Annotated in this window: 9 protein-coding genes and 1 riboswitch; all 9 genes read right to left on the bottom strand. The window is 41.3% G+C overall.

The window, feature by feature from the left end; translation table 11 throughout:
* Nucleotides 1-45: 45 nt before the first annotated feature.
* Nucleotides 46-3447, bottom strand: a complete 3402-nt coding sequence (locus tag M3206_RS09645) for an SbcC/MukB-like Walker B domain-containing protein (protein ID WP_251312310.1) — start codon at nucleotides 3445-3447, stop codon at nucleotides 46-48.
* The gene (locus tag M3206_RS09640) at nucleotides 3444-4619 is read right to left on the bottom strand and encodes an exonuclease SbcCD subunit D (protein ID WP_251312309.1); all 1176 of its coding nucleotides are present in this window, start codon (nucleotides 4617-4619) and stop codon (nucleotides 3444-3446) included. Before M3206_RS09640 ends, M3206_RS09645 begins: the two co-directional genes overlap by 4 nt.
* Nucleotides 4620-4629: 10 nt before the next feature.
* Complete coding sequence (gene addA, locus M3206_RS09635) at nucleotides 4630-8364, bottom strand: helicase-exonuclease AddAB subunit AddA (protein WP_251312308.1); 3735 nt, start codon at nucleotides 8362-8364, stop codon at nucleotides 4630-4632.
* Complete coding sequence (addB, locus tag M3206_RS09630) at nucleotides 8361-11864, bottom strand: helicase-exonuclease AddAB subunit AddB (RefSeq protein ID WP_251312307.1); 3504 nt, start codon at nucleotides 11862-11864, stop codon at nucleotides 8361-8363. Before addB ends, addA begins: the two co-directional genes overlap by 4 nt.
* A gap of 433 nt (nucleotides 11865-12297) precedes the next feature.
* Nucleotides 12298-13233 (bottom strand): GGDEF domain-containing protein, encoded by a 936-nt coding sequence (locus tag M3206_RS09625; protein WP_251312306.1) that lies wholly within the window; start codon nucleotides 13231-13233, stop codon nucleotides 12298-12300.
* A gap of 228 nt (nucleotides 13234-13461) precedes the next feature.
* Nucleotides 13462-13550: riboswitch (cyclic di-GMP riboswitch) on the bottom strand.
* Between the two features lie 77 nt (nucleotides 13551-13627).
* Nucleotides 13628-14281: a serine/threonine protein kinase gene (locus tag M3206_RS09620; RefSeq protein ID WP_251312305.1), complete on the bottom strand. Its 654-nt coding sequence runs from the start codon at nucleotides 14279-14281 to the stop codon at nucleotides 13628-13630.
* 88 nt (nucleotides 14282-14369) lie between these two features.
* Nucleotides 14370-14729 (bottom strand): hypothetical protein, encoded by a 360-nt coding sequence (locus M3206_RS09615; protein ID WP_251312304.1) that lies wholly within the window; start codon nucleotides 14727-14729, stop codon nucleotides 14370-14372.
* A gap of 15 nt (nucleotides 14730-14744) precedes the next feature.
* Complete coding sequence (locus M3206_RS09610) at nucleotides 14745-14954, bottom strand: hypothetical protein (RefSeq protein ID WP_251312303.1); 210 nt, start codon at nucleotides 14952-14954, stop codon at nucleotides 14745-14747.
* A gap of 97 nt (nucleotides 14955-15051) precedes the next feature.
* The gene (locus M3206_RS09605) at nucleotides 15052-15882 is read right to left on the bottom strand and encodes an STAS domain-containing protein (RefSeq protein WP_251312302.1); all 831 of its coding nucleotides are present in this window, start codon (nucleotides 15880-15882) and stop codon (nucleotides 15052-15054) included.
* Nucleotides 15883-15980: the final 98 nt, after the last annotated feature.

The following is a 15980-nucleotide window of genomic DNA, read 5'->3' as shown; positions in this document are numbered from 1 at the left end:
GGCTCGACCCAAAAGTTTTTACACTTTTGAGTCAGCCCCCTCTTTTTAAAACTGATCCAACTTCACTCTCGTTCCTTTCCCTGCATGTTCAGCTGGTTCGACAATGAGTCGTTTCGTTAATCTCGCCTTTAACTCAGGTACGTGTGATATGACTCCGATCGCAAAATTCTCCATTTGAACTTTTTCGAGAGCAGTTACGACCGTATCAAGAAGTTCTTGATCCAGCGTACCAAACCCTTCATCTAGGAAAAAGAATTGCAGCGGAAACTTCCCTCTTAGCTGTATTTGTGCAGATAGGGATAGTGCTAATGCGAGCGAAGTCAAGAATGTTTCTCCTCCTGATAAAGAAGTAACAGGTCTCTTGATGCCTCCATTTGCATCATCACGAATCACAAAACCACTGTTAGAGTCTACTTCAATCGCATAACGCCCCCGTGTTAGCTTAGAAAGCCGGCTAGAAGCATCGCGCGTAACATGGATGAGCTGCTCTTCTGCCATAAATTCTACAAAAGCGTTTCCTCTAAACACACTTTGAAGCTTACCGATTTGTTCGAGAAGAGCTGATACTTTTTGCTTTTCATCTTCAAGCTCTTTAAATCGAGCATGGTTTTTTTCTACTGTAAGCCAGTATTGTTTTGCCTGGCCAACAGCTTCCCTTGTCGCATCGGCTTCATCCTTGCATTCTTTTAAAGCTTTTTGCTGATTTAGCTTCTCTTCCTCCGTTATTGGTTGTTCAGGAAGTTTTGTTTTTATTGCTTCAATGGCAAGTTTTACTTCTTTACACTGATCATCATAGTTCGCCAGCTCTTGTTCCCATTTTTTCTGTAAATCATCGTCTTTAACAGACGTTGCATATTCTTCATAGCTATTAAAAATGGATTGCTGCAGTTTCTTATTCCATTGGATATGAGCTTTCTCACTTCTCTTAAGAGCATCTTCAAAACGGTTTAGCATGGAATGAAAGGCTTTGTCCGCTTCCAAAAAGTGTTTTCTAGAATGCTCATATTGCTCAAAAGCACCCTTGTATTCTGCCACAACGGCTTTCAACTGTTTTTCGGCGGTGTCAAATTGTTCACTTGCTTGTTGATCACCTAAACGGTTAAACAGTTTTTCTTTAAGTTGCGAAATATCTTTGTTCAACATCTCGAGCTGATTCTTACTCGTTTTTATGGACCATTCAAGCTTTCTGTTCTCTTCTTTAAGATTTTCGATTTTGGTTGATTGTGATTCCAGAAAATCCACAGCAGCTTTAAGGCTCTCCTGAATTTCACTCTGTCTCGTTTCGCGAATTTTAAACTGCTCTTTCACTTCTTCAAGGTCTTCTTGCTCAAATGGAATTTTGCTTTTTTTCCACTCGGCCGCAATCTCTTTTTTTACCTTTTCATTACGCTCTACTTTTTCTTGTAAGTCTTTTACTTGTTTTTCGGCATACTCAAGGTTAACCATTAGATGCTCGAGCTCTTTCTGCTTTTCGTCAAAGTGAGATGTGAGTGTTTCAAAACGGTTCTCAAGTGAAAGCTGATCTTGGTACGCTCCTTTTACTTTTATGGAGTGATCATTCAGCTTCTCCATCTCGAATGTTCGGTTGGACATCACATTCTCCGTTACAGCAACCTCACGAGTTGCGGCTGTTTCTTCGTTTACCACATTCATCTTTGACCAAATTTTATTGGATAACTTTTCAAGCGCTTCAGTAAGATGAGTTAGATCATGGTGCTTATTTTGCAAGGTAACCTTAGCCGCTTCTAAATATTCGATCGCATCTTCGTTATTTTCAAGATCATGAGATTCCTTATAAGGAAAAGGATGGACTGTCGATCCGCAAACTGAACAAGGCTCGTTCTCGACTAACTGTACAGATAGCTGTGCCGCCAGCTGATGAACCTTATATTTTTCCTGATGTTCTTTTTCCTTTTTTAGAGTTTCCTGCAATAATCCAGACAGACTTTCATTTTCTCTCACCGCATTTTGCACGTCATCATAAATCGTTAGAACATCCGTTGATAGTGATTTCAGATTTCCTATACTGGTCTTGATCGTACCCTTTACATGGTTTACCTTTTGTTTCCTTTCATCTAGATTTTGCGCTGCTTGTTTAAGCTCGTTTTGAAGGGTTCGTTCATCGTTTTCCACGCTTTGCATTCTCTGTAAGAGCAAGAGCGCAGACTGCATCATCGCACGCTCGTTTTGACTGATCTCAATCTTCGTTAATTCTTCTTTCAAGGCACTTTGTTTATTCTTTCCTTTTTCAAGCAAGTTGATCGCAGCTTCTTCTGATTTTTTACCAATCAAATAAGAGCTTTCCATCTTAGAAAGTTTTACCTTCTCCTTCTCTCGCACGGTTTCCTTTTCATGGAGCTCTTTTTCCCACCCGAAGGCTTCTTCGAGCACACTGAGTCTTTTTATCAATGCCGGCTCTTTTTTATCTTTTATCTCTTTCGCTTGTTCGTACTGTTTCTCATGTTCTGTAAAAAGCTGTTTTAATTGTTCAGCATTTTGTTCAAGTTTTTCTTTTTCTAAGCCTAATTCTTTTTTTGATTTGTTGGCCCCGAGCCATTCTTCCGCGTACGGAGTTAGACGGTCTGCCATCACTGCCTTCTTATGAAGTTCTTTCAGCTTTTCCATGTCAGGCCATTTCGAATCCAGTTCTTCTTGTTTCAAAAGAAGTTTTTCATTTTCAGATTGTGTTTCCCAGTAAGCTTTTATCCGCTTATACTTTTCTTCTTCAGTTGTTAAACGTTTAGAAATGTTAAGCAGCGCTTGTTCTTTTTCTTTGAGCTGTGTTTCAGCTTCTTGCAAAGCTTCTTTTGAAGCATCTCCAAGACCCGCTTGTTCGGCCACAATTTCATTTAATCGGTTCTTTTGTTGATCAGACTTTTTCTTGAGCTTTTGGTTTAAGACATCGCCATATTTTTCTAGCTGGAAAAGACGCTGAAGCATCTGTCTTCTGTCAGCACCTTTTAACGATAAAAATTCGGCAAACTTTCCTTGAGGCAATACGACTGCTCGAGTAAAGTCTTCGATCGTCAATCCTAAAAGTTCTTGAACTAGTCTCGTAACCTCTCGTTCTTTGTCGGCGTGCACAACAGATTCACCATTTACGGATTCAATTAATCTAGAAGTGCTCGTCCGGATCGTATGTTCACCTGTCCTTTTATAAGAGCGTTCAACCGTATAGTTTCTTTTGTTATCCCCTTCGCCTAATTGAAAAGAAAAAGAAACAGAGAGTTTATCCTCAGCCTGATTCATAATGCCATGGGTTCCGCCAGCCGCACGCTCTACTTTACCGTATAGAGCTAATGTAACGGCATCTAGAATAGTAGATTTCCCGCTGCCCGTTGGTCCGAAAATTCCAAATACGCCACCTGAACAAAGTTCACTGAAAGGAATCGTTTGTGGTTCACGAAAACTTTGGAGTCCGGCAACACTTAAATGTAATGGTCTCATCCTGCATTCTCTCCTTCTTCTTCCCCTACAAGATCGAGGAAAAGAGAGATCAGTTCTGAGTCAGGCATCGCACCGCCAGTTTGACGTTTATAAAATGTGGTAAAAAGCTCATCTACCGGAAGCTTTTGTGTAGAAACGCTGGTCTGTTCATTAAACGCTTCATTGAATACAGGCTTAATATGAACAATGCCATCATGCGCTTTTCTAATTCTTTGGATCTCTTCCATTGAAAGAGCATCCTGTATATGAACAGACAGATCAATCCAGCAATTGTGATGAAGCCCTTCCTGGATTCCTTGAAAGACTTCAGAAATGCCATTCTTGGCTTCCCATGCCACGAGTGGTTTGCCGCAGGTTAAGTGGATCTCTTCCACTTTTGCCTTTTGATTAGGTTCAACATCGATAATCGTTACAGATTTCGATTGTCCGCTCTCCGAAAAACTGTAGGATAGCGGAGAACCTGAATAACGCGCTTCTGTTTTAGCTCGTTTTACGATTTGTGGTCTGTGCAGATGGCCGAGTGCAACGTATTGAGCGGCAGCTGGCAGACTTTCTGCTGCGACCGTGTAAGCACCGCCGATATGTACAGGACGTTCCGAGTCGGACTCCTTGCTTCCCGCAACATAGAGATGGCTCATAGCAAGATGTACGCGTCCAGGTGTGAATTTGGATGTTATTTCTTTAAAATAACTGTCAACCCAGTCATCATACTGGGTCCGTACGTCAAGCTCTTCAGCTGATTCACTCAATAACATCTTCAAACGGGATTCAGAAGGATACGGGAGTGCCGCGATCTCCAGCATCTCTCCCGTTCTCCTGATTGGAATCTTCTGCAGCTCCAGAGTCGGAAGTCCGACTAGCGTGATGCCCAGCTCTTTCGCTAGAGGAAAGGAAGCGGCTAGTCTGTCTGGATGATCATGGTTTCCTGCTATCGCGATAAATGGACATTCCCCTTTCCGGCTGATCCTAGCAAGCGTCTCATAAAACATCTGTTCAGCAGCTGCAGGAGGATTCACTGTATCGAAAACATCCCCTGCCATAACGACGGCATCGATCTTTTCCCTTGAAACAATCTCGACGAGTTCATCTAAAAAAGCTTGCTGTTCTTCAAGCCTGCTGCGTCCTTCCAATGTGCGTCCTAAATGCCAGTCAGCCGTATGAAGCAATCGCATCGTATCCCCCCTATTTAACCTGCAGAATATGTCCACCGTCAAAGAAGTAGAGATAGCTTTCTTTTACCGGTTTCTTTAAAATTCTTTCTATTGCTTTTGCGTATAACGTTAACTGCATTTCATATCTGTTCAAGAGCGTTTCTCTTGCTCCTGAAAAGCCCTTTGTAAATCGGTTGTGTATTTTATCTGTTTTATAATCGATCAGGACAAATCCATCTTCATCTTCAATTAAACAGTCGATTACACCTTGAACAAGAACATGCGCCTCTTCCTCATCACTTGTTCTCGTCTCAGAAAGGGGGAGTGCCATACTGAACGGAATTTCCCGCTTTACATTCTCGCTTTCTCTGATTCTCTGTCCAAGTGGACCATCGATGAATTCTTTGATTTGCTCAAACTGGATATAACGGGCCTGTTCAGAGGTTAGAAGCTCTCTTGATTCCATCCTAGTTACCTGTTCTTCCAGATCATTAAGCGTTTCGGAACTCTTAAAATCTACATGTTGCATGACCATATGCATCGCAGTACCCGCTTCAGCAGCACTTAGTTGAGACTCCTGCATGAATCTTGGCCGTTCATGGATCATAGGCTGTGCTGCTTTTACTAGATCTGTGCTGCTGTATTCGTCTGTTGTCTGAAACTGCTTTTTCAGTTCTGTAACAGATTGCTTCGAGCGCGTTGCTGTTGAAGACATATGCTGATACTGCCAGGAAAGTCTTCGGCTAACTTCCTCATTGTCAACACTTGTGATAGCAACCGGTTCAGATTGCTTCAGTTTTAACAACAGCTCTTCTTGTTCCTGCTCTTTTGTTGTTTCTAGTTCTTCATATTCACTCGCTGGAAGAATCGTAATCTTCCAATCTGTTTCATCTATGAAAACTTCTCCTCTTCCTCGTTCAGCCGTACCAAGTACAGATAATAGAGGACCTGCATTTTTATGCCGAATTACCGCACGTCCAATCCAATCCAGGTAACTCTTTACTCCTGCTCGTTCATGGTCTGGCAGCAGCCAGTTCTCTTCAAAAAGAGAATCACTCCAGCTTTCAGCAGATTTTTCTATGTCATTCACAGTACCGACCAAATACAATTTTTCTTTTGCGCGAGTCAGCGCCACATAAAGAACCCGCATTTCTTCTGCGATCAGCTCCATCTTTTTTCTTCCGATGATGGCTAAACGAGGTAGTGTAGGATAGGTTACACGATAAACCGGATTAATATATTGCGTACCAAGACCGAGCTCTTTATGAAGCAATACTTTTTCTTTTAAGTCTCTCGTGTTGAACTGCTTGTTCAAACCCCCGACAAAAACGATTGGGAATTCAAGACCTTTACTTTTATGGATGGTCATGATGCGCACGACATCTTCCTGTTCACCGAGTGCTCTTGCTGCTCCAAGATCTTTGCCGCGTTCCTGCATCCTCTCAATAAAACGAAGAAAACGAAACAGCCCGCGAAAAGAAGTGCTTTCATACATTTTTGCACGGTCATATAAGGCTCTTAAGTTTGCTTGTCTTTGTTTACCTCCAGCAAGACCGCCCACATAATCAAAGTAACCCGTTTCTCTATAAATATCCCAGATCAGATCAGCCAATGATCCTTGACGAGCCTGATGACGCCAAGATTCAAGCTGTTTTAAGAATAGAGAGAGTTTCTCTTTGATCTCTTGATTCTCCCCTTCTTCACTATAAAGCTCGACTGCTCCCAGGTAGTTATCCTTTTTTTGAATGAGCCGGACGATGGCTAGCTCTTCTCCAGAAAGTCCGACGATCGGAGACCTTAGAACCGCTGCAAGCGGGATATCCTGAAGTGGATTATCGATTACTTTTAGAAGCGACATCATCACATGGATCTCGGTCGCATCAAAATATCCGGTTGAAAGTTCTGCATGCGCAGGAATTCCCTGCTGTTTAAATTCTTCAAGAATAACAGGTGCCCACTGAGAAGTCGCTCTAAAAAGCAGGACGATATCCTTATATTTTGCAGGACGCATCATCTTCGTTTTCTTATCAAGAACAAGATGAGGAGAATTCCCTGTTGTTCCCACGATCTCTTTAATTCTTTCAGCTATTACACGCGCTTCGAGTTGTACAGTCTCAAGATCTGACTTCTCCATTTCTCCGCTCTCAAGACCTTCTTCATCGATAACGGGTTGACTTTTATTAATCAAAATAAGTTCCGGTTCGTTGCCAGGCTGCTCTGGATAATAGTCAGCACCTAATTTAAGCTCAGCATCTTCACTGTATTCGATCTCTCCGACTGTTTCGTTCATGATCTGTCTAAACAAATAGTTAGTAGCCTGCAGCACTCCGTTTCGGCTTCTAAAGTTCTTAGCAAGGTCGATTCGAAGTCCGTTGCCGCCTTCTTTTGTGAACTCTTTATACTTCGATAAAAAGAGAAGAGGTTCAGCAAGCCTGAATCTGTAGATCGACTGCTTTACATCTCCAACCATGAACATGTTTCCGGCGTCTTTTGAAACGAGCCGAACAATAGATTCTTGAACAAAGTTCGTGTCTTGGTATTCATCTACTAAAACTTCAACAAAGCGGTCGCGGTATTCAGATGCTGCATCGGATGGAACCGGATTGTCCATTGTTGAACCTTCGCCTTTTAACACTTGCAGACAATAATGCTCAAGATCCCCAAAATCAACGAGTGATTTTTCCCGCTTAGCCACTGAATATCTGCGGCCGAACTCTTTTACAAGTAATGAGAGCTCTCTTACAATCGGTGCCATCTCTTCAATATGTGCAACATACGAATCAGGATGGCGTTCAAAGTATTCTTCCTTTAAACTCACCGTTTTCTTTTTTATGGTGTCTCTCATTGCTTTTACTTTGTTCTTTAAATCTTCATCAATCTCTTTTCCTCGCACTGCCTTAAGCTTTGGCGGTTCATACGTTTGGAAAACTTCGTATAGTTGACTCCAGTTGTCTTTTACACGATTCAGCATTTGTAAAAATTCTAGATCTTCTTCCAATGTCCCAGCATACGGAAGGGGCCCTCCCGGAGTTTCCGCGAGATCTCGTGCTCGAATAGCCATCGCTTGCAGTCCGTCCAACTGAAGAGAAATATCAGCAAGAAGTTCTTTGGTCCATGGAAGATCATCAATCGACGAAGCATTGATCTCGTAAGCATCAGCCATTTCATCAAGCCAGCTTTCAGGATCTGGATGGCTTCTCGCAAAATCATAAAGGGAGAGAATAAGCTTCTGAAGATCCATATCATTTCGGTCTGAACTATAGGCGTCCACCACCTGATAAAACGTATGGTCTTCTCCTTTGCTGTACTCTTCCTCAAAAAGCTCTTCGATCACTTCCTGACGGATAAGTTCTGCTTCCGTTTCTTCAGCTACTCTAAACCCTGGATCTAGATCGGTTTCATAATAATACTTCCTTAAGACCTCGATACAAAAGGAGTGGAGTGTCGAGATAGAAGCTTTGTTCAATAAATTCAATTGTCTTCTAAGATGCAGAGAAGAAGGATGTTTGGTCAGTTCCTTATCGATCGCTTCTCCGATACGCTTGCGCATTTCTGCGGCGGCCGCATTTGTAAAGGTTACGATAAGCAATCGATCTACATCCGCAGACTTCTCTTTTATCATCGTAATAATTCTTTCAACGAGTACGGCTGTTTTTCCTGAACCTGCCGCTGCTGCTACGAGTATATTCTCACCACGCGCCTGGATGGCTTGCCATTGTTCATCCGTCCATGTGGATCCTTCTGGTTTGGGAATCAACGTTTTCAAACGAGGCTGCCTCCTTCCTCTTGCATTTTTTCTAAAATAATTTCATCTTTTTCTGGTCTCAGCTGACGGTATTGATTCTCTTCAAGTGTCTGATCAAACTGACAGACTGGTTTATACGAACAGAACGTGCAAGGCACCTTCTTTTTCATCTCATAAGGCGATATATCGATCACTCCGTCTGTAATACCTGTTCCAGAGTGGACCGCCATTTTTCGTGCGTAATGTCTCATCGTTTCAAAATGAGAAGCAGATGCAACGGAAGAGTGAGACTTATGAAATCCTTTATTCGTAAGTGCCACTGGAATAATATCAGAACGTTTATCCATCGTGCTGTCCATTAATTGCACCGCTTCTTCCTCCGCCAAGACAAGACCCTTCATCTTAAACTTCTTCAGTACTTCTTTTTCAATTTCTTCGGCAGTTAATAGCTTCTTTTGATTTAAAAGAGGATTATGAACATGGAAATAGAGCACCCCTGCAGGAATGGCTTCTTGTCCCAGCCATTTCTCAGAATGAGCAACAGCAACATCTAGATACGTGAGCATCTGCAATGCAATACCATGATACAGTTCAGCAAGGTTCAAACCTGTCGAACTCGATTTATAGTCGATCACCCGCATTAAGAGTCCTTTAGAACTTGCAGCAGTATCTACTCTATCGATACGCCCGATTACTTCCATCGTCGTTCCGTTCGGCAGTTGATACACCAATGGCGGCAGCGGTCCTCCTGTGCCGAATGCCAGCTCAAGGCCTGCCGGAGTAAATCCGCTTGCCTTTGCATGTTCACTTAAAATATGCGATGCCTTGCCTACCACTTCTTTCAGCTTTTTCTTGATATAAAGATGGCGGTTCGAACTCAGCAGGATCTCATGCTGAAGCTGAGGCGCCAAGAGATCAACGATATCTCCGGCCAATCGGTAGCAGTCTCCCTTTGAAAGATCGCTCCACTGAACTCTTCTCTGCTGCAATGCATCATTCATTTGTTTCAACGCGGCATGGAACAGCTGCCCGATATCAGGAGCTTCCAGCTTGTACATCTGACGTTCTTTCAGTTTCAAGCCATATGACATAAACTGTGAAAACGGACAAGACTGAAACAGTTCCATACGTGAAATACTCGTCAAGATGCTTTCTCCATAGAGCTCTTTTGATACAGAAGGACTTAACGGTGCTTCACGATTAAAGAAAAACAAACTCGATATCGCCTTTTTTGCGTAGTGTTCATATTGATCATCTGTGATGATCCAATTATAGACATCCCACCAAACAGGTGAAATTGGATATCCCTTTTTCCATTCGCGCAGTTGTGCACTTAAATAGGACACACTTTTCACAGGATGCTGAACAAAAGATAGATCATCTTCCATACCAGGTTCATTTTGATAAAGGTGCTCTTTTAGATTAGGAAATAGATCTCTCAACCTTTGAATCACCATGGATGGCTGCAACGTTTTTCCCTCTTCATCAGCAAGTGCATAAGATACGAACAGACGGTCACTACCGTTTGTCAATGCCAGATAGATCATAAATTGTTCATCTAATAGCTTTCTCCGTGCAGAAGGTGCCAGCATGACACCGTTTCTTTCGAGCGTCTCTCTTTCGTCTTCCGATAACAGTCCATCATCTTTTGGTTTTTGCGGGATGATCCCATCGTTAACTCCTAATAGAAAGTTTACTTTCACATCCGTGAAGCGGGAGCGCTCTAATGTTCCAGCAAGCACCTGGTCTAGTGATGGCGGAACTAGAGCAAACTTCATACTTTCGAGACCCGTCTCCAGCATCTGCATCCATGTCTCTTTGGAGAGCTTCTCGTCTCCGGTCAGCTCTACCATTTCATCTAGAAGTCCAAGCACTGCATTCCATACTTGCCCATGTTCACTTGCAGCTCGAAGTCTTCCCTCAGATTCAGCGTGAAGCCTTAGACGTTCAAGTTTCATAGGAATAGAGAGGTCTTCTAAATATTTATAAAGAGATGTACACAAATCGGCTACGGTCTCACTCTTTGCTAGATCTCTTGAGAGTCTCTTAAGAGGAGACACGATCATATCTCTTAAGTCATTGATCAGCTTTTCTTTTTCGTCATCCTTGCTTGTTTTTCCGAAATCATCCGCTTCAAAGCCTCTGAATCTCTTATACTTCCAAGGTTTTGAATCAGTCCACTTGCCCCCTTGAATACCGAGTGCCAGTACATAGTTTTCCAGTTCGTCCATACATTTTCTTATTTCAGAAGTTGTTTTTCTCATCTCATCAAGCGGATAGAGCATGTCTGTTTTAACAGCACGAAAAACAGCTTCATACCGCCAATTCTTTAAAACAACGTCCAGGGAAGAACGGATCAGTTCGATAAGCGGATGATGAAGCATGGATTTTTTTTGGTCCAGAAAGACAGGTATGCCATAATCTGAAAATATCGTCTCAATTAAAGGCTGATAACTGCTGGCATTCCTTACCGTTATTGCGATATCCCGGTATCTGTATCCTTCATCACGGACAAGTTCAATAATTCTTCTTGCTGCTCCTTCCACTTCCGCTCTTAGATTGACCCCTGCTGCTAAGTGGATCCCCTCAGGGTTCGAATAGCTGATCGCAGGTCTTGCATCATACTGTTTTTCGATATGGGCAATCGCGGGTGACGTAAATTTTGGCGTATGAGACAGCACGATTGGCTCTTCGATCTCCACGTTCATCTCTTTTGCTTTTTGTATAAGAACTTGTGCGGTCTTCTTTGTCATATAAAAGAGATCTAATTCATGCGGATCAGAGTCTGGTTGATACGATTCCTCTGAAGTCAGGGCAACCGTCACTTTCTTCGCATGTGCCATAAGCCCAGCAGTCGCTTCAAGTTCTTGCGGTGTAAAGGAATGAAAGCCATCTATGTAAATCTCAGCGTCCTTTATCAGATCTGAATAAGGCAGTTTTTCCTGAAGGAGCTGCAAATAATCTTCTGAATCTATATATTTTCCGGCAAGAGCTTTTTCAAGCGCTCCGGAAATGATACTTAAGTCATCCAGCTTGTCTTTGAGCACTTTTTGATTGTTTTCTTTCTGACCAAGTGAAAGCAGCGTTTCTGCATTCCAGGAAAGGTCTTCTGAAGTTAAGCAATATCTCTTTAGCTCTGTCGTCATAAGTTCAAGCAATTCATAGAAACCGCTCTGTTCAGAAGCTTTCTTAAAGATTTTCAATTCTTCTTTTTTGCTTTCAATGATTTTCCGGAGCATCATTCTGATCCCCGTACTCGTGATGTGCATTCTTGTCATCCCGCCTGTTTCTCCAAGAACGCGCCAAGAGAGGCGTGAAAAGCTATAAACTTGCGCACGGATCATTCCGTTTAATCCGGGAGTTGTTGCAAGCTTATACTCAGATTGAAAAGTCATCTGATCGGGCACTAAGTAGATAATCGGATTCCCCGTTGGTTCTTCTGCAAGTTTGTTACGTATATCTTGAAAGATAGAGTGGGACTTTCCGCTGCCGGGTCGTCCCAGAATAAATTGCAAACTCATATTTTCCATCCCCTGTTCCGAACATAAATTCTGTTTTTATTATCTCATAATCTCCTAACAGGGCAAAGGCTAGTATGCTCAAAACTAGCGAAATCACGCTGGGATTTATAGGGTATCATTTTAGCGAGGGCTATTGATTTCCGCTCCTGACCGCTCGCTTTCCATGGTGTGTGTGGGGCGTGCGGACCCTCCTGCCACTTCATGCCTTTAGGAGTCTCCGCCTGACCATGCGTCCCATAGGAGTCTCGCATCTTACGCTTCAATCAACTTGAATAGGAGATCAAATAACGACAACCATTTTTAAGAAAATATCCTCTTGATAGTAGTTCTTTACAAAAAAAAGAAAACAGCCGTATGATGAGCTGTTTTTTATTATTTCCATGGATGCTTTTACTGGAGTTTATTCGAACCACTTGACCCCATTCACTGTTAGTTAGGCTTTGATTTCTCTTTTATTGCTGTACATCCGTTCATCTGCTAGCTGCAGGTAATAGTCTATATTTTCGCATGCATCGCCTAGCAGTTCGATTGCTCCGTATGCTAATGAAATGGATTTGTTCCAAGCCATCAGCTGGTTCTCCATCTTTTCGACAAGTTCGTAGGCAGCATCTTCTTTTAAACCTGGCAGCAAGAAGACAAATTCATCACCGCCAAACCGGAAACCAGATAGAAGCTTTAAACGCTTTGATAATTCTGCGATCTGCTGTAAGAGCTCATCCCCGGCATGATGACCGTATTCGTCGTTAATATGTTTGAAATTATTGATGTCAAACATAACGAGTGTTATTGGGAGCTCTTGTTTTTGAGCTTTGTTCATCTCGTTTTCAAGACAATCGTAGAAGTAACGGCGATTGTATAGATTTGTAAGCGGGTCCCGGATGCTGATCTCTTTTAAATCTTTAAATTGTTGAGATGAAAACCCGCTCAAGAAACCTGTGATGGCACGGTGTGCAACCGTATTCCAGCGGTCTAGCATAAACAGCTGTACCTGCAGGGAATCAGAAGCGATCACACTCTTCATTTCTTGCAGAACGGATTCTCTTATGCTTGAAGAGAAACAAGCTAATGCTTGATGAGGAATTCTTTGATGTCTTAAGAAATGAATACCTGAACGGAATGCTTTCTGTTCCGCTTGATTCAAGAAATGCTGAAAACGTTCCTCTGGTAAAAATACTGCATGTACGATTCCTCGCAAAAATTTCTCTAATATTTTTTCGTATTGCTCAACAAAATCGTTCATGAATGAATGGAAGCTATCAAACTGGCTTAAGTAATCTTTATGTGTATGTATCATGTTTGGAATGGACTTCATGAAGCTCTTAAACAAACTTTTTTTAAGTGTGCGTAATTCTAGTTGGAAGTTTTCCATTATGGCAACCCCTCAAATCTCAAAAATTTGCATACAAAAAGCCATTACCCTTAAATAAAGGGAAATGGCTATAATCTTTAATAAGTATCGGGCTAAACATCAGTAACAAGCAGAGTTACATGAAAAATACAAATGACACCATAGTACCAGGTGCATTGTTTTCGTGACCTCATTCTGTCCCTAAGTATAGATCCTTTCACCTTTAAAACATCAATAAATCCGTTCCCCTTTGGCAACCGGCTGCCATTGTATGTTATTCATACTTTAGGCCCATAGCTTTGCGTCCCAATTTTTCAACTGGTTTGCCTTTAAACAAAGGTTTTCTATTCGTTTATAGATATTATATCTTATGAAGGTAAAATGTGCCAATGTATTTATTAGGACTTTTTAACTATTATTTATTACCCTTATTTTTGGATATTTTTGCCTTACTGTAATATCTATACCCAATTCTGATAGCATTCAAAACAAAATGAGGAACCGGAATGGGAAAACGATAAAATATAGGCTTATAAATCTTGAAATAAGCCTTTCTTAAGTCCTTCCACTTTCGGCAAGGTATCTTCTTATAAAAGTCAGAAACATCAACAATAATGCCTTTTCCTTTGGAAATCATCACATTTTTCCCGTGTACATCATTAGGAAATAACCCTCTTTTTTTAGCGTAATCCAGCGCATCATCAACATCCCGGATAACACTTTCAGGGATTCTGATTCCTTTATGAACACAATCATAAAGCGTGATTCCTTGTATTCTCTTTAAAATTAAGAATCTTTTTTCCGTATAGTAGCAAACCGAATAGCCTGGATGTTCACCTAACCGTTCATAAACCTTCTTCTCTTCAAGCAGACCATGTTCATCTCTGCCATAAATCTTCACAACATAAGAAGGGTAGTCTGGATGGCCAAAGACAGCGGCGTAATTGCCGCATCCGAGCAGCTTCCAGGGATATGGAATATTTACAGGACATACAGGATCAAGTGGGTTGCGGCTTTCGATCATAATCTCTTTATTCAATTGTTGCGCTAGTCGGATAAATCGTTCCATGTGCTTCCTCAATTTCTGGATATTCTTCAATAATCAATATGTCCATTGTATACCTCTAGTGTTAAAAGGCAAACAAAAGGACTATTGATTACTTTGATGCTACTTTAAGATATGAAAGCATGAGGGTTTCTGCTTTATTTTTTAAGTGGACATTTGGAAACCGCATAATTTCGCGATATCCTCTGATAAATATTTCATATTCCGTAATATCATGATCCCTTCGCCCATCCATCACTTTAATTTTTCTTTTTCTAAGTTCAATGCGGACATCGTGAAGGTCTTTGCTTACTTGATTCATGATTTGTTCCAACAAGGCAATATACGGCCGTTTTAATTTAAATGGCGAACGATTCACCACTTTTAAATCTCTATCAAATAAGGTGAGCATTATCGGGTACATCACAAATTTTTCAATTAGTGAACGTTCCTCTTCATTTCCATATTGCACCCCTATCCCCCCATTCTACGAAGGCAAGAACCTGAATTGTGCAGATAAAATGTTTTTAAGCTCAAATGTTCTTATTTGTTTTCGTACTGCGCAATAGGCTGTTATCAATTTACCATCAAAGGAATATGGCCGAATCAATCGATGGCTGATCTCACCTTTTTCAGATAAATAGATCATTTCGATGGCACTCCTCTCTTGGATGCATCTTAACAACATGTTCGTCATTAAAAAAACCTCCTTTTTATTTTTATTATATGCGAACAAATGTTCTTTTTATACAAGAAAAAAATACCTGCCCTTAAAATGGCAGGTATTTTTCTTATTAAATGGTTTGTTGAGCGATTCCCATTGTTTCAAGCTCCTGATAAAGATTCCCCGCAATGGAGATTCCTTTAAAACTGATTCCTAAAGATACAACGGTTTGTGCTAATTCTGGACGCATTCCGCTTAATGTAACCTGAACTCCCAACAGCTGAAGTGAATTGATAACTTTAAAAAGGTTATGAGCCACCATTGTGTCAATGACTGGTACGCCTGACAAGTCGATGAACAAATGTTCAACTTGCAATTCGGTACATTTCTGAAGAGATGTTTCCATGATTAACTTTGAACGGTGTGTATCGATGGTACCAACCAGAGGCAGTACTGCAACTGTTCTTGTTAATCTGACAACAGGAACAGATAATTCCTCAATCGCCTCACGAGCTAGTCCAAGCACTCTGTTGTTGTTTTCAACATAAGCAACACTAAAAGCATGAACGGTTTCATCCAATAGAGGATCAATAATCGAAGCTGCTTTTAGCACAGTTTCAACTGAAAAACTTTCATTATGAATCTCATTCCGGATGAAATCCCACAAGACAACCCTAAAGAATCGGGTGCTCTTTAAGGCAGCGTCTAACGGAACCTCGTATTGAACGGCAAGTTCGCCGCTTCTTTTTCCCCATGCTATAAAATGAGGTTCAACTTCCTCTATTTTTTGATAGAGTGCTTCTCCAAAGTAACGAAATAAATCTCCACGAATCTGCAAAATTTGTTCACTAGGCTTCGTTACGGTTTCGCCATATTCCTTCCTAACTTCATCAATCTTTCTGGCAAGTTCATATTTATGTGCCAGAATTTTTTGCCCCAATTCGCGTAATTGATGTTCCATCTTAACCATAGTCCCCCTATAGAAAATAAAAATGATTGAATACCACTTATCTCTATACCATTCTTATATCTACATTAAACTACTTTTTAAGAAGTTCT

Origin of the sequence: Fictibacillus phosphorivorans (assembly GCF_023715845.1) — a bacterium.
In the GTDB taxonomy this organism is placed as follows: domain Bacteria; phylum Bacillota; class Bacilli; order Bacillales; family Fictibacillaceae; genus Fictibacillus; species Fictibacillus phosphorivorans_D.
Note: the sequence above shows the minus strand (reverse complement) of the source record. Positions and strands in the feature narration are given on the sequence as shown.